This window comes from Dyadobacter sp. CECT 9275 (assembly GCF_907164905.1).
Taxonomy (GTDB): domain Bacteria; phylum Bacteroidota; class Bacteroidia; order Cytophagales; family Spirosomataceae; genus Dyadobacter; species Dyadobacter helix.
Map to the genome: position 1 here is coordinate 742,728 of NZ_CAJRAF010000002.1, position 19,362 is coordinate 762,089.

14 protein-coding genes are annotated in these 19,362 nt (G+C 46.7%); 11 read left to right on the forward strand and 3 right to left on the reverse strand.

All coding sequences use genetic code 11. The features are described from left to right. Positions 1–142: 142 nt before the first annotated feature. Together KOE27_RS11240 and KOE27_RS11245 are read left to right on the forward strand one after the other, a co-directional pair. Complete coding sequence (locus tag KOE27_RS11240; RefSeq protein ID WP_215238979.1) at positions 143–3,730, forward strand: SusC/RagA family TonB-linked outer membrane protein; 3,588 nt, start codon at positions 143–145, stop codon at positions 3,728–3,730. Positions 3,731–3,741: 11 nt separating this feature from the next. Continuing rightward, positions 3,742–5,502 (forward strand): SusD/RagB family nutrient-binding outer membrane lipoprotein, encoded by a 1,761-nt coding sequence (locus KOE27_RS11245; protein ID WP_215238980.1) that lies wholly within the window; start codon positions 3,742–3,744, stop codon positions 5,500–5,502. A gap of 143 nt (positions 5,503–5,645) precedes the next feature. Here KOE27_RS11245 and KOE27_RS11250 read toward each other — a convergent pair whose 3' ends face one another. Next, complete coding sequence (locus KOE27_RS11250) at positions 5,646–6,416, reverse strand: sialate O-acetylesterase (RefSeq protein ID WP_215238981.1); 771 nt, start codon at positions 6,414–6,416, stop codon at positions 5,646–5,648. Positions 6,417–6,566: 150 nt separating this feature from the next. Here KOE27_RS11250 and KOE27_RS11255 point away from each other — a divergent pair, with 150 nt between their 5' ends. The 4 genes from KOE27_RS11255 to KOE27_RS11270 are packed head-to-tail and all read left to right on the forward strand — an operon-like array spanning position 6,567 to position 10,952. Continuing rightward, positions 6,567–8,951 (forward strand): TonB-dependent receptor, encoded by a 2,385-nt coding sequence (locus KOE27_RS11255; protein ID WP_215238982.1) that lies wholly within the window; start codon positions 6,567–6,569, stop codon positions 8,949–8,951. 7 nt (positions 8,952–8,958) lie between these two features. Further along, entirely contained in the window at positions 8,959–9,159 is a 201-nt protein-coding gene (locus KOE27_RS11260) for a hypothetical protein (protein ID WP_215238983.1), read from the forward strand. Next, on the forward strand, positions 9,140–10,156 hold the full coding sequence (locus tag KOE27_RS11265) for a sensor histidine kinase (protein ID WP_215238984.1): 1,017 nt from the start codon (positions 9,140–9,142) through the stop codon (positions 10,154–10,156). The genes KOE27_RS11260 and KOE27_RS11265 overlap by 20 nt, the downstream gene beginning before the upstream one ends. Positions 10,157–10,184: 28 nt before the next feature. Beyond that, positions 10,185–10,952 (forward strand): LytR/AlgR family response regulator transcription factor, encoded by a 768-nt coding sequence (locus KOE27_RS11270; protein WP_215238985.1) that lies wholly within the window; start codon positions 10,185–10,187, stop codon positions 10,950–10,952. Positions 10,953–10,979: 27 nt separating this feature from the next. Here the strand turns inward: KOE27_RS11270 and KOE27_RS11275 are convergent, their stop codons facing one another. Beyond that, a complete protein-coding gene (locus KOE27_RS11275; protein WP_215238986.1) occupies positions 10,980–11,378 on the reverse strand; it encodes a response regulator in 399 nt (132 codons plus the stop codon). A 491-nt stretch (positions 11,379–11,869) separates the two neighbouring features. Between KOE27_RS11275 and KOE27_RS11280 the strand changes: the two genes are divergently transcribed. Both KOE27_RS11280 and KOE27_RS11285 read left to right on the forward strand, forming a co-directional pair. After that, positions 11,870–12,643, forward strand: coding sequence for a helix-turn-helix domain-containing protein (locus KOE27_RS11280; RefSeq protein ID WP_215238987.1), 774 nt, complete (start codon positions 11,870–11,872; stop codon positions 12,641–12,643). 86 nt (positions 12,644–12,729) lie between these two features. Next, a complete protein-coding gene (locus KOE27_RS11285) occupies positions 12,730–13,122 on the forward strand; it encodes a DUF1398 domain-containing protein (protein WP_215238988.1) in 393 nt (130 codons plus the stop codon). 315 nt (positions 13,123–13,437) lie between these two features. On the opposite strand, the gene KOE27_RS11290 is transcribed toward KOE27_RS11285, so the two are convergent. Beyond that, on the reverse strand, positions 13,438–15,948 hold the full coding sequence (locus tag KOE27_RS11290; protein ID WP_215238989.1) for a phosphocholine-specific phospholipase C: 2,511 nt from the start codon (positions 15,946–15,948) through the stop codon (positions 13,438–13,440). 236 nt (positions 15,949–16,184) lie between these two features. On the opposite strand from KOE27_RS11290, the gene KOE27_RS11295 reads away from it, so the two are divergent. From KOE27_RS11295 to KOE27_RS11305, 3 genes are all read left to right on the forward strand, one after another. Continuing rightward, positions 16,185–16,478 (forward strand): hypothetical protein, encoded by a 294-nt coding sequence (locus KOE27_RS11295; RefSeq protein WP_215238990.1) that lies wholly within the window; start codon positions 16,185–16,187, stop codon positions 16,476–16,478. Between the two features lie 28 nt (positions 16,479–16,506). Further along, positions 16,507–16,746: a hypothetical protein gene (locus KOE27_RS11300; RefSeq protein ID WP_215238991.1), complete on the forward strand. Its 240-nt coding sequence runs from the start codon at positions 16,507–16,509 to the stop codon at positions 16,744–16,746. Positions 16,747–17,029: 283 nt separating this feature from the next. After that, positions 17,030–19,354, forward strand: a complete 2,325-nt coding sequence (locus KOE27_RS11305; protein WP_215238992.1) for a TonB-dependent receptor — start codon at positions 17,030–17,032, stop codon at positions 19,352–19,354. The last annotated feature ends 8 nt before the right edge of the window (positions 19,355–19,362 follow it).

The following is a 19,362-nucleotide window of genomic DNA, read 5'->3' on the forward strand; positions in this document are numbered from 1 at the left end:
CCCAAAAACAAAAAGCTAATGATGGTTGCGACATCATTAGCTTTCTACCTCACATTTCGTTGGTTGTCCGAACGCTCCTTTTCAGGAGCGGTGTGGGGTTTTTTGTCCAATTTTTTTGATCGAACAAAAAACATTTAAACGTATGAAAAAAAATTTATGCTTCAAAGCGATTTTCCGGACCACCATGAAAATAACAGCATTGCAGATTTGTGTCGCTATTATCTTTTCCGGTCTTGCGCTCGCCAATGACAAACTGGCCGCACAGAATATTCTTGAAAGAAAAGTAAGCGTAAAAATGGATGACAGGCCCCTAAAAAAGGTGCTGTCCGCAATCGGGCATAGTACCGGCGTGAATTTTATGTATAATCCGCTGGAAATTAAATCATCGGCCCTTGTGAGTGTGAATGCCTCCAATGAGCAGCTGGAAAATGTATTAAGCAAACTATTAACCCCGCTCCATGTTACGTATGAGGTTTCGGGCAGGCAGATACTTCTTTTCAAAATGCCTGAAAAAGAGGGAAACGAAAACCGCAACACAGAAACAGACCCGCAAGGGCCCATTGACCGCAAAGTTTCGGGAAACGTAAAGGACCGGGCATCGGGTGAAGCGCTTCCCGGCGTTAGCATTCTTTTGAAAGGATCAACACAGGGTACTGTAACCGATGCGAGCGGTAACTACAGCCTCACTTTGCCAGACGGAGACGGGGCACTTATTTTCTCCTATGTGGGCTACAAAGTGCAGGAAATAATGCTGGGTAACAAATCCGTGGTGGATGTGACCATGGAGGCCGACGTCAAGGCACTGGGCGAAGTGGTGGTAACAGCCCTTGGTATTTCCAGAGAAAAAAGCTCACTGGGTTATGCCGTTGGCGAAATCAAGGGATCGGCCATCCAGAAAGTTCCGCAGGAAAACGTACTGAACGCCCTCACAGGCAAAGTGGTGGGTCTTAAAATCAGCAACAGCAACAGCGACCTCAACGGAGAAACACAGGTGATTATCAGAGGGAAAAAGTCACTGGCAGGCGCAGATTCCCCGCTCATCGTAATCGACGGTGTGCCCGTTGGAGATGACGCCCGCGTTATTGCCGACCTGAATGCCAATAATGTCGAAAGCGTATCCGTCCTTAAAGGCCCGAGCGCTGCGGCATTGTACGGTTCGCGGGCAGGCAACGGTGTGCTGATCATCACGACAAAAAATGGTGATACAGGCAGAAAAGGGATTGGCGTAACCTTTAACTCCGGTTACACGGCCAGTATCCCCTATCACTATATCAAAACACAGAACCGCTTTACGTCTGGCAGAAACGGGGAATTTAACGAATCTGCCTTCACGCACTGGTATGGCCCTGAGGAAGGCACCAATGCCGTACAATGGAATAGCAACGGGCAGTCGGTTCCGCTTAAATTTTATCCGAATAATCAGAAAAACTATTTCCGCACCGGAAACAGTTTCATTAACGATATCGGTGTCTCAGGTTCCAGCGGGAAAGGAAGTTTCCAGATGTCGCTTTCAGACATGAGAGGAACCGGTACCTACCCGGGCACCGAACTTAAGAAAAATGCCTTTGACTTTGCCGCCTCCTACAACGTAACGCCCAGATTCAAACTTTCGGCTAATGTCCACATCGTCAATTCGGGGTCTGACAATTATGCGCTGCAATCCCTGGATGACTACCAGTATGAAGATATTTTCTTCGTTCCGCCTCATGTGAACGTAAACGACCTGAAGGATTACTGGGTGGACCCAAACGTACTACAGCGTCGCGTTACAGCCAGCACCGACAATCCATGGTATACCGCCTACGAAAGTACCGACCAGTTTAAAATGGTGCGTGTGTACGGCAATGCCAAATTTGACTGGAAACTGAGTGAAGCTTTCAGCCTGATGGGTAGGCTTGGGAACAGCAAAACCAACAATGAAGTACAGCAGCGCGAAGCATATTCAGACAAATGGTACCCGAAAGGATATTACCTGTCGACGGTGAACTACCGCGAAGAAACCAATACCGATTTCCTGCTTTCTTATAAAAAGGACATCAGGGATATCTCTGTAAATGCTTCAGTGGGTGCGAACATCTTTTACCTGAGAGGATCGGCCAGCTCGATCGGCGGCCAGAATCTGCTGCTGCCTGGGTTGTATACCTCCAGTAATATTGACAGGGCCAATGTTTCCTACAGCAATAGTTTTTCGGAGAAAATGGTTTACAGCGCCTATGGAATTGCGTCGGTGGGTTACAAAAATTTTGTTTATCTGGATCTTACCGGACGAAATGACTGGTCCAGTACGTTGCCTGCCAATAACCGTTCTTATTTTTATCCTTCGGCATCTCTTAGCCTGGTAGTGAATAACATGTTCGATTTGCCCAAGTCTGTCTCCATGCTGAAACTCCGGGGAGGATGGGCAGAAGTGGGCAAGGATACCGACCCTTACCGGCTCGGGCAAACGCTTGTAAAAGGTAACTGGGCCAATTATGAAACCTATGCCAGAAACACTGTCATGCCCAATGTAAATCTGAAACCCGAAAACGCCGTTTCATCTGAATTTGGTTTTGATCTGGCGATGTTCAGGAAAAAGGCAGGTTTGAATGTTACCTATTACAAAGTTGCAAACAGAAACCAGATCCTGAACGTACCCATTGCAGACATCAGCGGATATACCTCCGCACAGGTAAATGCCGGTGTGGTGGAAAACAAAGGGCTTGAAATTGAACTTTGGGCAAAACCGGTTCAGACGAAGGATTTCAGCTGGGACTTTAATATTAACTTCACCAAAGACCGTAGCAAGCTAAAAAAACTGACTGATGGTATCAATACCTATTCCTTCTGGAGCCAGACGGGTATTTATGCACAAACAAAAGTCGGCGAGAACATCGGGGATCTTTATGGCTATGATATCCTGCGTGTAACGGATGGGGAATACAAGGGATGGCCGCTACTGGACGCTAACGGAAGAAGCCAGCGAGGCACGCAGATGCAGAAAATCGCAAACGTGATCAGCGATTTCTTTGTAGGATTCCAGACTTCGGTTACTTACAAAAATTTCACTCTATCGGCCAACCTGGACTGGCGGCAAGGCGGCCAGTACTATTCTATGACCATGCTGCGCCTGGCGCGCGGTGGCCTGATCGAGGACTGGCACAATGGTATCAGCTCAAGTACCTTTAGCGGAATCCTGGGGAATAACAGTTTCAATGGCAATAACGACCAACTTGCTGCGGAGATAAAAAACAACCCTGAGATATACCGCGACAACAAAGTATGGGTGGGAGGAAGAAATGCCGAACTCGGCGGATTCCCGCTGGCGGGCAGAAATAATGGCGCCTTTTATCCAGGTGTAAGATCGAACGGACAAGGTGGTTATGTAGAAAATTTCGGTGCGGAAGGCACCAAATTATTTGCCTCTGATCTGATCGTCGATCCGGGCGGCGGCTACTGGAGCCAGGGGGTTGATAACTGGATCTACGACGCTTCCTACGTAAAAATGAGAGAGCTTGCTTTGTCTTACCAGTTTCCTAAAAACTTCACGGACAAGATAAAAGCACAGAATTTATCGCTGTCTCTGTTTACCAAAAACCTCATTTTGTGGACCAAAGCCAAAAATGATATTGATCCGGAACTTGCCTTTGTATATACAGGTGGCAGAGGCGGAACCTACGCACAGGGATTTGACCGCTGGAATGCCGGTCCCTGGACAGCATCTCTTGGTTTGAAATTAAACGTTCAATTTTAATTAAGAAAAACATGAGAACTATATTTAAATCTATAAATGCTCTTTTGCTTCTCCTGGTTATGTTGGCCGCACCGTCCTGCACGGACCTGACCGAAATGAACGTAAACCCCAACACCCTGGATCCCAATAGCATCAGCACGCGGTTTGTACTGTCCAAGGTCATCAGCGCCTCAGTAATGCACAATACCAATATGGTTTTTGGCTACGGAGTGGACCAGGCCGTTACCCTGGAAGCCATGCAGTATCTGCAGCGCGACTACCTGGAAGCGGAGGTAACCAATACCTTCCTCTGGTTCAACCAGGCCTGGGGAACCAACGGAACCGGTTTTTCCAGCATCCTGTCCGACAACGCGTATCTGGCGAAAAGGGCAACAGGAGAAACAGACGAAGCTTTTTACTTGGCCGTTTCACTGATCATGAAGTCGTACTGGTCGGCATATATGACCTCCGCCTGGGGGGATATACCTTATTCTCAGGCAATGAAGGCAGAAGATGGCATTCTGAAACCCGTTTACGACGAACAGAAACAGGTTTTTAAAGGTATCCTGGCAGACCTGGAAAAAGCAAACGAGCTGCTAACAGGCGCTACCGTTACTACTTTGGTGGCAGCCGCAGACCCGCTCTATGCCGGTAACGTCACAAAATGGAGACAGCTGGCCAACTCGCTTCAATTGAGATATCTGTTAAGACTATCCGAAAAAGCGACAGACATGCAGGCGATCGGAGTGGATGTAAAAGCCAAATTCAGCGCAATTGTGGGAAACAGTACCAAATACCCGATCATCACGGCAAGCGCGGATAATGCAGAGGTTAAATTTCCGGGTGGCACACCCGCAGCATCGTTTCCGGGCGGGCCTTTGAACATGACCAACCGGAATAACTTTTACCGCAGGAAACCGGCAGCTACCATAATCGACTTTCTCAAAAGCCACAGAGACCCTCGCCTGACCCGTTGGATCAGACCGGTGGATGTGCAACTGCTGGTAAGAAGTACGGGTACAGAGGCAGGACTTATTGTGAAAGAGGCCGACGGGAAAGTGAAGAGATACCTAAAAACCTATACGGCCGGAGTAGATACCTCCCTGTATGTAGGCTTGCCTGCCGCACACCCCAGTCCGAGCAGTTACAACAGAAATGAAGCATCCTTGCTAAGCAGGATCAAAGAAGTTGACCCTTCCATTTATGTGGACGCAGCAGCAAATCCGTTCGTTTCCTACCTCGCCGACAGTTACGCAATGGATACTGATCCGCTGGTAAAATCAATTTTCATGACTTCATCGGAGGTTAATTTTATACTGGCAGAAGCGGTAGTGAGAACCTGGATCCCGGGTTCAGCGTTGGATTATTACAAAAAGGGCATTACCGAATCACTGGCACAGTATAGTATTTCCGACGGCGCCCAAATGGTGTATAACCCGGTTACCCACAAGACGGAAGCCTTCAACCTGGCAGCGTTCCTGGCAAGGGCCGAAGCGGATTATTCCGCCGCAACTGACAAACTGGAACCCATACTTACCCAGGCATGGGTAGCCGGCTGGTTTACTTCGGATACATGGTTCAGCTGGAGAAAAACAGGTTATCCCAACCTTGGAAAAAATCTTATATCAGCATCAAAAGGTGATAAGATTCCGGTTCGTTACGGATACGGAGATCCTGAGAAACTAAGAAACGGTGAGAACACAAATGCCGCAATAACCCATCTCACACCCGCAGTTGACGACCAATGGTCTAAAATGTGGCTGATAGAAGGAACTGGAAAACCCTGGAATTAATCAATTAAGTTACCGGTACTCCCAAGGATTACCTGGTGTTAAGTTAAAAGTGAAGATTTAACTTAACGCTCGTTTTAAAATCACACTAAAAGGACGGTACCTCCTGGGCGCCGTCCTTTTCGTTTCCAGGGCCTGTGATCGCTTTATTTCACCAGTTGTAACATGGCTTTCGCATACCGCTTGCCGAATTCATCGGCCGACGGGGAATCAAAATGGGTTCCGTCACCGTTGTGCACCAAACCATCGGAAGATACCACCGCAGTTCGGGAAACTTTCTGTGGGAGGTGAACGATCACTTCATTGATAAATGCGTAATTTGCTTTATAACGGCCGAGCTCTCCGGCCACAAACGGCAGACGCTTTTTACCCACTTCCTTCCTGACCCTAGCAATGAGTTTTTCAAGCTTATCCAGATATACCCTGGCTGAGTCCGGATTACTATCTCCTTCCCCCTGGTGCCAGATCACCCCTTTTATGACACCATATTTCATTCCTTCCCGGATACGTTTCTCGGCATCATCCCAGGGATGCGTGTTTGTAGCAGAATCAAAGGCACCGGGGACCCACTTATTGATGGAAGTCCCTCCTACTGCACAGGGTATCAGCCCTATCCTTTTCCCCTGCGATGCTTCTGCCATCTCAATTCCGAAGGAGAGTCCTGGCCCCACCCCTGCCACAGTTTTGTCAAAATGCACCGGATGCCTTGCCGTAACCCATTCGTTTGCTTTGGTCAGCATCAAAACGCGTGGGTTGGAAACCGATTTGTAAGCATCGGTAACCTTACCCCGGCCAGCCATGTTGGACTGCCCCATTAAGATATATATATCAAAATTGGGGTCAAAAGTTACGTTTTGCCCCTGGCATATTTCTGCCCAGCAGATCCATAACAATAGCAGATATCTCAGGTGTTTCATATCGGTTAAAGTAAAATACTGCACTTATTTACCGGTCCGCACCGCATTCAATGCTGCTTCACCCCACTCCTGCTACGCTCTACCCGGTCGCTGGTTTCGCTAAAAAAGTGTATTTACCAACTTTGCATCATCATTTATTAAAAATTAGCCATGAAAAAATTATTCTCATTCATTTTAAGCATTTTCATTTCACAGCATTTATATGCTCAGCAGGGAACGCAGACTATCCGCGGTGTCATACGAGACGAAGTATCGCAGTCACCGGTTATTGGTGCATCCATTCTGTTATTACAAACCGAAGGCGATAATCCTGTCGGAACCGTAACAGATGTTAACGGTGAATTCCGGATGACCGGTATTCCGAACGGCCGCCAGTCGCTCAGGATAACATCCGTGGGTTACGAAGAGCAGACACTCGGCAACATTGTGGTTTCGGCAGGAAAAGAGGTAATCCTAACCATTACCATGACCGAAAATATCCAGAAACTGAACGAGGTGACAGTCACCGCCGACCGGAAAAATGATCAATCCAAAACCAACAACGAGCTTGCGCTGGTGGGTGGGCGTTCTTTCAATATTGATGATACCCGAAGATACGCCGGTACTTTGGGAGACCCGTCGCGCATGGCTGCCAACTTTGCCGGGGTAGTGTCTGGTAATGACGCACGCAACGACATTGTGGTCAGAGGTAACTCCCCCAGCGGCATGCTCTGGCAACTGGAAGGACTCAACATACCCAACCCCAACCATTTCGGATCACTGGGAAGCACGGGTGGGCCGGTCAGTATGCTCAACAACAATACTCTTGACAAATCAGACTTCCTGACCAGCGCCTTTCCTGCCCAGTACGGAAATGCTTTGGCGGCCGTTTTCGATCTGAGGATGAGAGAGGGAAATAACCAAAAAAACGAATTCCTGGGCCAGCTCGGTTTTAATGGATTTGAGTTAGGCGCTGAAGGACCATTGTCCAGAAAATCCAAAGCATCCTATCTCCTCAATTATCGTTACTCAACGCTGGGGGTATTCAAGGCATTAGGTATCAGGTTCGGCACCGGCACTGCGGTTCCCGACTACAACGATCTTAATTTCAAGATTGCCATTCCAACCGGTACACGAGGCAAGTTTACGGCCTTCGGTATCATGGGAGGAAGCGACGTGGCCTTCCTGGGAAATGAAGTGGATACGACGGCCAGCAATTTATATGGTAGCGAAAATACCAATACCAGAGCGAAGTACAAGACCAACATTGCGGGGTTATCTTACGAACATACCTTCTCCGCCAAAACATTTGCCAAGCTCACTCTGGGAACAAGCACTACCAATGAAAAGGCAGAAGGTGATTCCATCAGCATTGTCACAAGGGAAGCATTCAAAAGCGGAGAATCACGGTTCAAAACCACCAAATATTCGGCAGTATTCAACCTCAGGCACAAAATAAACACAAAGCACAGCCTGTACGGAGGTGTTACAACAGACCTGCTAGGCTTCGATCTGTACAGCAGGAGTTTTTATGAAGGAGGCCTGTATGATACCCTTCGCCTGGATGTGAAGGGCGAAAATACACTTCTGACACAGGCATATCTGCAATGGAAATATCGTATCAGCCGAAGCCTGATACTCACAACGGGTATGCACGGCCAGCATTTCAGCCTAAATGACCACATGGCATTGAACCCCCGGCTGGGTCTGCAGTATGCCTTTGGCAGGGGGCAGTCTATCAGTGTAGGCTATGGACTTAATAGTCAGGCACAGAATATTTACACCTATTTTATTCAGACCCAAAAGGATGCGGGCGCTGAATTAACCAACAAAAATCTCGATTTTACCAGAAGTCATCATTTTATAATGAGCTATGAAAACCGGATCGGGGAAAATCTGCTGCTGAAAATTGAGCCCTACTATCAGCAGTTATATCATGTTCCGGTAGAACGCAACCGCTCTTCGTTTTCAATACTCAATACCGGCAGTACATTTGGCGGAGTTGATAAAGACAGCCTGGTGAACGAAGGTACCGGCGAGAACCTGGGAATTGAACTGACGCTTGAAAGGTATTTTAACAAAGGTTATTTTTTCCTCCTGACCACCTCGCTTTTTAACTCCAAATACAAAGGAAGTGACGGAATCAGCCGCAACACTGCTTTTAATTCACATTATGTACTGAACCTATTGGCTGGGAAAGAGGTAAGGCTGGGTACGCGCCGCGACAATGTCGTAAGCGCCAGTATCCGGACTACCCTGGTGGGCGGCAAATACGTGGCACCGCTCAACCTCGAACAGTCCCGAATCCAGGGAAAAGCCGTCTACGATGAAACTCTGGCATTTTCAGAACGCCAGCCTACCTATTTCCGTACCGACTTAAAGCTCTCCTACCGGAAAGAATTGCGCAAATGCTCCATCGAAGGTTCCATTGATATCCAGAATCTGACGTGCAATAAAAACACATTCATGCAAACCTACAACGCCAGAACCAACAGCATGGCGACGATCTACCAGACCGGCTTTTTCCCGATGTCCCAGTTTCGCATTACCTTTTAATAGCAATATGACATCTTTTTTGGGCGCTGCCGTTCTTTTCTCCGAACTTTATGATTCGTTATCGGTCCCGATTCTCTCCGGTTTTAAACTTCCGGAATACAAAATAGAAACGGGCAACATCCAAAATTACGATCAAACGTGCAATGGGCGGAAAGCAGCAGCCAGTATCAGGAAAGCAACCGGAAGTTATGCCACACCAGCTCAATGACCGGGCCATACGCCTGATCGGAATCCCACTCGTAGCCATTCTTATTCCGATGGTCATTCAGTTTGAGGATTTTATGAAGCTCAATGCTCGTTTTGGTATTAACGCAATGGTTACGCTGTTTATAACTCTGACCTTTTGGGAAGGGAACCGGTACATCGTCGTGCTGGCGCGCCGTAAATTTCCTGCATACAGCCAGACCAGACAAAGGTTACTGACAGAAGCTGTGCTTGCATTGTTATACACAGTGGTGGCTACCCTGCTGATGGAACTGATACTGAGCAAGTTTATTTTTAAGACAAAGGTGGAGATAGGATTCCGGATTACACTGGTTACTACTTTGCTGGTGTACCTGGTTTATGAAGCCATTTATTTCTTTGAAGCATGGAAACTCAACGTCAGAAAAACCGAATCCCTGATGCGCGAAGGTGTTGAATCGCAGCTTGAGGTACTTAAAAATCAACTGGACCCCCACTTTCTTTTCAACAGCATGAACACCCTTGCGGCGCTGATCGACGATACCAATGCCGACGCCCAGCAGTACCTGGAGCGGCAGTCGGATGTATACCGTTATGTGCTTGTAAGCCGCACCAAAAACACGGTGCTGGTGGAAGAGGAAATGGCTTTTCTGGATGCCTATGTATATCTGAATAAAATCAGGTTCAGGGACAACCTGCTGGTAGAAAAACTGCTTTCTCCGGAAACGCTCCGGCTGCAGGTAGCTCCACTGAGCATTCAGATGCTGATTGAAAACGCGATCAAACATAACATCGTGTCCAGGGAGTATCCCTTAAAAATAAGTATCCGGCAAGAAGAAAATGATTACCTGGTGGTGGAAAACAATATTCAGCAGAAAACCATTCTTGAAAAATCAACGAAGGTTGGTTTGCAAAACATCATTAACCGCTATGCCCTACTCACCACTGACCGCCGTGTGGAGGTACAGCGCACAGAAAAATTATTCACGGTAAGGATTCCCCTGACCAGAACGGTATCCTGAGCAGCCATGGAATTACAAATTTTATCTTATGAAGGTTTTAATCATAGAAGATGAATATCCGGCTGCTGAAAGGCTGGAAAAACTGCTCAGAAAACTGGATAGTAATATAGAAACTATGGCTATTCTGGATAGTGTAGAATCAGCCATACGTTGGTACGGTACCAGACAAACGGTGGATCTGACCTTTTCAGACATACAGCTGTCGGATGGGCTGAGTTTTCAGATTTTCGAGTCTTTTCCGGCGCATAGCCCCATCATCTTCACTACTTCCTACGACGAATATGCCATCAAGGCTTTCCGTGTTAAAAGCATTGATTACCTTCTGAAACCTATTAAATCCCAAGAACTGACCGAGGCACTGAAAAAGTATCACGATTTTAAAGAGGATTTTTCGCCCCCGGCATATGCTAAAAAGGTGGAATCCTTACTGGACAGCCTTGAAATGAGCCGAAAGACATTCAAAAACAGGTTTCTGGTCAAAAATGGAGAACAGCTCATTCCGATCGGCCAGGAACAGGTAGCCTATTTCTATACCGCCAACGAACTGGCCTGTCTGGTCGGGAACGATGGCCGGCAATTCCTGGTAGATTATACTCTGGAAGAACTTGAGTCACTGGTGGACCCGGCCAGTTTCTTCAGACTGAACCGCCAGTTTATAGCCAGGGTCACCGCTATTCAAAAAATACACACCTATTTCAATGGTAAACTCAAAGTAGAACTCAGGCCTGAAACCCCTCAGGAAGTAATGGTGAGCCGGGAAAAAGCACCTGCCTTCAAAGCCTGGCTGGATAAATAAATCTAATCTGCTGAAACATTTACCTCCTCAGGCAAGATATTCAGTGGCGATCTGCTTAACGATGATCTCAAGGTCCTCGTAGGTAGTAGGTTTGGTAAAAAAGTGATCTACCCCTGCATCATACGCCCACGCAATGTGAACAGGATTGGAGCTTGTAGATAACATTACTGTGGGGATACCTGCATGTTTGGAATGAGCTCTCAGTAATCTGATAGTTTCCAATCCATTACTTTTAGGCATATTCATATCCAGAAGAATCAGGTTGATCCGAAGTACTTTTTTTTGCTGAATCAACCGGATCAGTTCAAGCCCATCTTCCAGCTCCACCACTTTTACGTTTTTGGTTACATCTTCTATGGCCAGTCGCAGCAACATTCTGTCCTCCGGGTCATCATCTATAATGTAGATCGTCTTACTATCTGGCATGGATCCTTTTCTCAAAATATTCTGACAGCTTACAATAGATGATATTAAGACCTAAAAATATAGCTGAACGGCACAAACAACGCTTTTTGACAAATATATGTAGCTATTTTCAGAATCCTGCCACTTTCTTATTTCTTAATTTAACCACTTCAAAAGTTTTTTCCCGTTTTAGGTATAATAACAATCCACCCAATGACAATCGTGTTTCGGAAAGTCTGTATCCGCGCAAAGTGTAGATACTCCGGCTGAGCCCTTTGCAAATGAATATCGAGAGACTCCGTTCTAAAGACAATGAAAATCCCTGTTGCCGGCGTTTGCCGTGTGAGTACAAGAATCTTTCGTTCCCCCAGCCCCTTGATCAAACCTCTTGCTTATTAAATGGCGACTATCGGGCCAGCCAAATCGAAAAAATTCATAAATTTGAATCTGTTGGTTGCACGCCATTAGCCCCGATCACACCAGGTAAAAAGGAAATTCCAGGCCCTAGAAAAATGACAAGATTTGAAACCATACCTGCTTCGGATATCCTGAAACCATACGTTAAGAACCTGGTAATCTCTGAAAATCCGGACGAAAAAACGTATCGGGTATATCCCTCCGACGGGCTTGTCATTGGTTTTCAGTATCGCGGGAAACTGGCAAACCTCCATGGACAAAATGTTTACCCGCTTGCCAGTGCGGGTATCACCGGTATCCACGACAAAGTACGGCTATTCAAAAATTCGGCAGATACCGGCACCATTCTGGTGGTTTTTAATGCAACTGGCGCCTCTCAATTTTTCCGTGAGCCTGTTCACGAATTATTTTCGCTTAGCTTACCCCTCGACCATTTCCTTCCCCACTCCGAATTGGAGGAAATAGAGGCATGTTTATCAGAAGCTGAAACAGACCTGCAACGAATAGCGATTGTTGAGAATTTCCTGGTTTCCAGGCTTAGAGAAAAGCAAAAAGACCTGCTGGTTGCGCAGGCCGTAAAATTGATCCGTGATGCTAACGGGACAATCCGCATACATGAACTGAATAAGTTACTCAACATCAGCCAGAGCCCGCTTGAAAAACGATTCAGGGCGGTTGTGGGCACCTCTCCGAAAAAATTCTCATCCATTATCCGGTTCAACTCCGTATTGGCTGCCTTGCAAAACGGGAAAAGCCTGACCCAGCTGGGGTACGACAATCAGTATTTTGATCAGGCACATTTTATCCATGATTTCAGGAATTTTACCGGAGAAACGCCGGAGAGATTTTTAAAGGAACTGCTCAAATAAACGATTTTTTACAATTGCCGCCTTTTGTAAACAGCCACCTTTGTAACAGAAAAACAAAGTTGGATCCAGATTTAAATCAAGCAAAAATGTTTACAATCGAACAAATCAAAGCAGCGCATTCAAAAGTAAAAAGCGGCGCCGATTTCCCTGCATACGTAAAGGACCTGAAAAAACTGGGTGTCTTGTATTACGACCATTTCGTATCCGACGGGCATACCAGTTATTTCGGAAACAGCGGTTTAAGTTTATCAGGAGATGCAAAATATCCCGAAATGGAAGTCGCGAAAAAAGCTTCATTAACTGAACTCCAGAACGCCCTGAAAATACACCAGGCGGGGAAAACTGATTATCCGACATTTTGCAGACAGGCTGTGGAATCAGGCGTAGAAAAATGGAAGGTGAACATGATTGGTATGACCTGCATTTATTACGACCTGGCAGGAAACGAAATGTTAACGGAGCAGATTCCTGATGTATAGTTTCGTGTTCCCGATACCTCCGTTCATTAAGGGGATGGTCGTAAACGACCGTACCGAGCTATCTCATCTCAAAAAAGACGCGGGTCAGGAAAAAACCATTGAAGGATTATTTTGTGTTTAACCCTATCTTCAGAAAGCCCTGACTTTCCTTTTATGAAACTTGCATATCCTTCAAGGTAGCCGTAAAGTCATTTCTGATCGTATTTATAATGCTCAGGTTTTTGGCCCTCATCGGTTGAGAATACTGGTAACTTAATTCTTAGGGTTAATTTTGATTACAGCGGCTTTGGTTTCCGAAGCCGCTATTTTCCTTCATCAGCCAGCCATCAACGGGTCCGTCACACTTTCTTTGCCTGTTTCCACATGCCCCGCAAAACGTTTTACGGTTTTATTTTCATCAATATGCACGTTGAAATCATACCAGCAATGGCTTTTGGAAAGTGGAATAATGAGCTCTGCCTGCCCGGCAGCTCCCACTTTTGTTTTTATTGTGTTTTGCTGATAGGAATTATCCTTCACCAGGATATTACAGGCCTTTTTTTCATTGTTTCTGATCAATAATTTCAGATCTCCGGTTGGTTTTTCCTTTTTATCAAGTACCAGTCCGCAGGTGATCTCAACATCAGCATCCTGTTCACTTCCCGAGAATTCCCTGAAAAAACCATTGGGACCATATACTTTAAGGTGATACCTGCCATCCGTAAAGTCGGCCAGCGCCCAGGTGTCTGACAGCGTATCCCCCGCCCTGACAGCGTAATTACGTACCAGCAGGGTTTCATTCCTGTGGTTCATCGCATAAATAATAAAGGGCGATCCGGCCGCATGATTTCCGAAAACCTTCTTGCCCGCACACAGGCCGATTTCGAAAGTTTGCTTGTCCTTGTCCAATTTCCCGTTCGCGTATAATTCATAAGGTATCGCACAGGAAATGCGCGTTCCCGGTTCCTGCCTTGGTAAATAAGGTGAAGTACCCAGGGTTTCATTGATTTCCGCAATCTCCTTATCCGTTAGCGGCCTGAAGTTACTGGGCACATCCTTAAACTGTGCCTTGTGGATGGTCGTCACAATTTCATCACGATCAACGGGTACCGGTTTTTTGTATACGGATGGGTTATAAGGCTGGAAAACCGAACTGATATTACCGCAGACGGTTCTTCTCCATTCAGTGATGTTGGTCTCCTTTACGTTCTTTTTGGATTTGTGGCTGGTAAATTCCTCCAAAAACTGAAGTATCGAAGTATGATCAAAAACCTGTGAACATACTTTCCCGCCACGGGACCAAGGAGAAGCCACAACCAGCGGAACCCTGAAACCCAGACCAATGGCACCACCCCTTGCATTTGCTTTCGGTACCTGGGTCATATCCTGCTCAAGAGTCACATACTCCGCTTTCACATCAATCCCTTCGGATACTTTTCCGGTATCGGCTTTGAATGGGTCGGGTATTGAAAACGGTGGCTGGTGGTCATAATAGCCGTCGTTTTCGTCATAACATAAAATAAAGATCGTCTTTTTCCATACCTCCGGATTTTTGGTAAGAATATCCAGCGTTTCTGAAACATACCAGGCACCGTACCAGGGCGCCGACGGGTGGTCGGAGAAATTCTGAGGCGCCGCAAGATAAGATACCATGGGTAATTTCCCTTCGTTCACATCTTTGCGGAACTGGTAGAATATATCACTTTTAGGGACATCCAGGGTTCGTTTTTCTGTCCCTTCCTGGTACGATAGGGTGCTCAGTTTGAGATAATCAGGATCATTCCGGTTGGTTATAAAAGCACGGTTGTGCAGGCTTTGTTCAACAACCGAAAGTTTTTTGAAATTTTCGGAATGATAGCGCGTTTGCTCCGTTTCATATTTTTCGAGCAAAGTACGCTGCTGTTCCAGTGCTGTGGTTAATTTACTTTTTGCGTCACCGGATACTTCCGCTAGCTGTTTTTGTAAACCAGCTATGGCTATTTTCACCTTTTCCAGTTCCAGCTTGATAAACCGGACGTATTCATTTGAAAATTTCACTTGGTACTGGGCGTAACGTTCAAGCGGGTTACAGCCAAAATTACCCAGCCATGACCCACCCCTGGGGTTAAATTTCATAACCGCACTGATCTCGTTCTGGTAAAAACCCCAGGAAATGCCCGCCTCTTCCATTCTTTCAGGAAAAGTTTTCCATTTTACCGGTTTATCAACCGAAAAATAACTGTTACGAACCACCGCCAGCGAGTCAATAGAGGGCGTTTCTCTGATCGTTCCCGACCACAGATAATAACGGTTAGGATGTGTGGGCGTCATGGAAGAACAAAAATTCTGATCGCAGACAGTGAATGCATCCGCCAAAGCGTAATAAAAAGGGATATCTTCGCGGTCGTAATACCCCAGGGTAAGCGGCATGTCCGAATACTCCTTATGCCCGGATCTCTTGGAAGCAAGCCATTTGTCATATTTTCCGCCGTTATAGGCATCCACCTGCGACTCACGGGAATGCGGGAGATCGTGCATCCAGGTAGCTTTTGTATCTTTAATATTCAGCCGGAAAGGCGCGTAGGTATTCCCCTGCTGATCCGTCTGCAGCCACACCTTGTTTTTGTTGGGCAATGATATAGCCCTCGGATCATTAAAACCACGCACGCCTTGCAGCTTTCCGTAAGTATGATCAAAAGAGCGGTTTTCCTGCATCAGAATCACCACATGTTCCGCGTCGAGGTAGGTAGTTCCCGGATCAGGGTGAATGGTCATTGCTTTCCGGACAGACTCGGGAAATAATCCCATCATACCGGTACCTCCAGCTAACAGAGCCGCCTTTTTTAAAAATTCTCTTCTCGAGTCCATGTGATCAGTATTCTGGTTCAGGAATAATTCAACCGTATAAACAGAAGAACCTTCTGGCACAAAATTACTGACTGCTGGCTGGAAACGGTTTTAAGGTTTTGTTAAGAAATGTTGTGAAAAGACCTGCACTTCTTCGAAGAATTAAATGAATAACAAACTGCAATCCGATTCTTTCCACCTCCAATTTTTCAGCATTTGGCTTACTCCCACTACCCGTGGATTAACTCCCTGGATGAATGGACCGCAGCTACTATGGGGCACGCATCTCCCAAAATCACAATCTGAACCAGGCTCCGGCCAATACAATATTCCTACTTGGAGAAGTACCCTTTTCGGTATCCAGGAAAAGTTTCCGAGAGCATGTTCCAAATTTTGATCCATTCTCCATCCGGCCAGCCTACCGAGCCATGAAGTTGCCCGCGTTACTTCGCAATTTGCCCGTTTACGATACCCTGCTCTTTTCGGGCTATGGTTTTGTATTCAATTTTGTACAAGAGCGGCAACATGGCTGCGAGTTCAGAATCAGATAAAAAAGTGTTCACTTTAAAAATTACAAAAATGAAAAAGGCAATCTTTTCACTGGCGCTGCTGATAGGCAGCATTTGTGCTACCACCGCGTCGGCACAAGTATATGTTTCTGTCCGATTTGGGGTGCCTGTTTTTTGTCCCCCTCCTCCTCCAAGGGTAGTGGTGGTAAAACCGGTTCCGGTTGCAACAAAAGTGGTGGTGGTACGCCCTGCCCCGCAGCCCTTGTATGTGTTAGCAAAGCCAAGAAGGAAAGTGGTGGTTTATCGGTAAAAGCACTTTTCACAGGTTTTGGGCTAAGAGGCCTGACGGGAAACCGGCAGGAACATGCCTCAACAAAAGTAAATACCGTTTGTAACAAAATGGCCCCAGCCTGCCGATACCAATATAACCTGGTAAAATAAGTGCTCGTTTTACCTTAAAACTTCCCAAAAGCCGAAACTGAAAACCATTCAATTTCGCAAGTCTGCCATTCAACAAATTTAAAAACCAATGGGACAGGCTCCATTCCCAATGCCTGTCCCCCCAATTATCACAGGATAATTCATTCCAATTTATGACCCGATTTATCAAGATTACGCTCTGTCTGCTCCTGATGGCGGCAGGGAATTCGTACGCACAACAAAAACAGGCTACTCTTGCCGGCACTATGAAAGATGCGGCAACCGGCGAAACCCTCATCGGCGCCACCGTACGGGTAAAACAACTGCCAGCCACCGGTACTGTAACCAACGAGTATGGCTTTTACTCACTGAGCCTGCCTCTGGGGTCATACACCCTGGTGTACTCTCTGGTAGGTTTTAGCGAAAAAGCATTTGAGATTACGTTGAGTTCAGACCAAAAGCTGGACGTTACACTGTCGGACCAAGCCACTATGCTGAAAGAGGTGGTTATCACGGCCGACAAAAATGACAAGGTTTCCAGCACACAAATGGGTGCAGAAAAACTGAACATCAAGGAGATAAGCACGGTCCCGGTCCTGTTCGGAGAACGGGATCCGCTCAAAATTCTGCAATTATTGCCGGGCATCAAGTCATCGGGAGACGGAGGGAGCGGCTTTTACGTACGCGGCGGAGCCACCGACCAGAACCTGATCCTGCTTGACGAAGCACCGGTATACAACGCGTCGCACTTGCTTGGTTTTTTCTCCACTTTTAACGCCGATGCCATCAAGGATATGACGGTTTACAAAGGCGGAATGCCCGCACAATACGGCGGGAGGCTTTCGTCCGTTCTGGATATTAAAATGAATGAGGGCAACAACCAGGATTATGAGGTGAGTGGCGGGATCGGGCTCATTTCGGCCAAGCTCAATGTAGAAGGACCCATTCAGAAAGACAAATCCTCGTTCCTGCTTTCCGCCAGGCGAACCTATGCCGACGTGTTCCTGAAGGCTTCCAGCGAATACAGGGATTATCGTCTTTATTTCTATGATCTGAATGCCAAACTCAATTTCAGCCTTGGAGAGAAAGATCGTTTGTACGTTTCGGGGTACTTCGGAAAGGACGATATGGGCATGGGAGAAACCTTCGGGCTGCAATGGGGAAATGCAACGGCTACCGTGCGCTGGAACCACATCTTCAACAGTAAACTATTTTCTAATACCTCACTCATTTTCAGCAACTACGACTACAACGTGGGTATTCAGAATGGTGGAAACCAGTTTGATATCTTCTCCCAGATACGCGATTACAACCTCAAACAGGAGTTTCAATGGTTTCCCAATAACAAAAATACCGTGCGGTTCGGCGTGAATGCTATTCACCATACCATCACACCCGGTGAGGTAACGCCCACCGGTACTTCGAGTATCAATGCTTCGGAACTGCAAAAAAGGTTTTCGTGGGAGAATGCCATTTTTGCTTCGAACAGCTGGCAGGTTTCTTCCAATCTGAACCTGACTTATGGGCTAAGGCTCAACGCATTCAGCGCTATGGGCGAGGGTGATTTTTATACAGTTACCCCTGCTGGAATGGTAACCGATACCCTGCATTACGACAAGGGGCAGATCGCCAAAACCTATCTAAACCTGGAACCGAGGCTGTCTGCCAGTTATCAGCTGGGTGAGTATGCTTCTGTGAAGGCGTCTTACGTGCGGAACGTGCAGAACCTCCACCTGATATCCAACTCCACTGCCTCCAACCCTACGGACAAGTGGATTGCCAGTAATAATAACATCAAACCCGAAATATCCGATCAGGTTTCGCTGGGCTATTACAGGAATCTGGCTGAAAACCGATACGAACTCAGTACTGAGGTTTATTACAAAACCATGCAAAACCAGATCGACTACCGAAACGGGGCTAATATATTCAGCAACTTCGATGCCATTGAAACCCAGCTGCTGTTCGGCAAGGGCCGGGCCTACGGATCTGAATGGCAGCTCAAAAAGAAGTCGGGCAAACTCACCGGCTGGATTAGCTACACCCTATCCAAAACGGAGCGAAAAATTGAGGCTATCAACGACAATCTTTGGTACAACGCCCGCCAGGATCGGACGCATGATGTTGCCCTGGTGGGTATTTATCAGTTAAACAACAAATGGACATTGTCTGCGAACTGGGTTTACTACACCGGGAACGCCATCACTTTTCCGGCCGGGAAATATCAGGTGGATGGCCAGACGGCCTATTATTATACCGAGCGCAACGGTTACCGCATGCCCGACTATCACCGCCTGGACCTTGGCGCAACCATGAAGTTACGCGACCGCAAACACCTGAAACAGGAGCTGGCTTTCAGCCTATACAATGCTTACGGCAGGGAAAATACCTATACGATCGAATTCCGTGATAGCGAGTCGGTCCCCGGCAAAACCGAGGCCGTCCAAACGGCACTTTTCAAATTTATTCCATCGGTCAGCTACAATTTTAAATTTTAACCAAAGCG

Bases quoted from the DNA above. Each gene is read 5' to 3' on its own strand.
- KOE27_RS11300 (WP_215238991.1), top strand. From the start codon at position 16,507: ATGAAAAAGGCAATCTTTTCACTGGCGCTGCTGATAGGCAGCATTTGT.
- KOE27_RS11250 (WP_215238981.1), bottom strand. From the start codon at position 6,416: ATGAAACACCTGAGATATCTGCTATTGTTATGGATCTGCTGGGCAGAA.
- KOE27_RS11275 (WP_215238986.1), bottom strand. From the start codon at position 11,378: ATGCCAGATAGTAAGACGATCTACATTATAGATGATGACCCGGAGGAC.
- KOE27_RS11260 (WP_215238983.1), top strand. From the start codon at position 8,959: ATGACATCTTTTTTGGGCGCTGCCGTTCTTTTCTCCGAACTTTATGAT.
- KOE27_RS11240 (WP_215238979.1), top strand. From the start codon at position 143: ATGAAAAAAAATTTATGCTTCAAAGCGATTTTCCGGACCACCATGAAA.
- KOE27_RS11270 (WP_215238985.1), top strand. From the start codon at position 10,185: ATGAAGGTTTTAATCATAGAAGATGAATATCCGGCTGCTGAAAGGCTG.
- KOE27_RS11285 (WP_215238988.1), top strand. From the start codon at position 12,730: ATGTTTACAATCGAACAAATCAAAGCAGCGCATTCAAAAGTAAAAAGC.
- KOE27_RS11305 (WP_215238992.1), top strand. From the start codon at position 17,030: ATGACCCGATTTATCAAGATTACGCTCTGTCTGCTCCTGATGGCGGCA.
- KOE27_RS11265 (WP_215238984.1), top strand. From the start codon at position 9,140: ATGCCACACCAGCTCAATGACCGGGCCATACGCCTGATCGGAATCCCA.
- KOE27_RS11290 (WP_215238989.1), bottom strand. From the start codon at position 15,948: ATGGACTCGAGAAGAGAATTTTTAAAAAAGGCGGCTCTGTTAGCTGGA.
- KOE27_RS11255 (WP_215238982.1), top strand. From the start codon at position 6,567: ATGAAAAAATTATTCTCATTCATTTTAAGCATTTTCATTTCACAGCAT.
- KOE27_RS11295 (WP_215238990.1), top strand. From the start codon at position 16,185: ATGGACCGCAGCTACTATGGGGCACGCATCTCCCAAAATCACAATCTG.
- KOE27_RS11280 (WP_215238987.1), top strand. From the start codon at position 11,870: ATGACAAGATTTGAAACCATACCTGCTTCGGATATCCTGAAACCATAC.
- KOE27_RS11245 (WP_215238980.1), top strand. From the start codon at position 3,742: ATGAGAACTATATTTAAATCTATAAATGCTCTTTTGCTTCTCCTGGTT.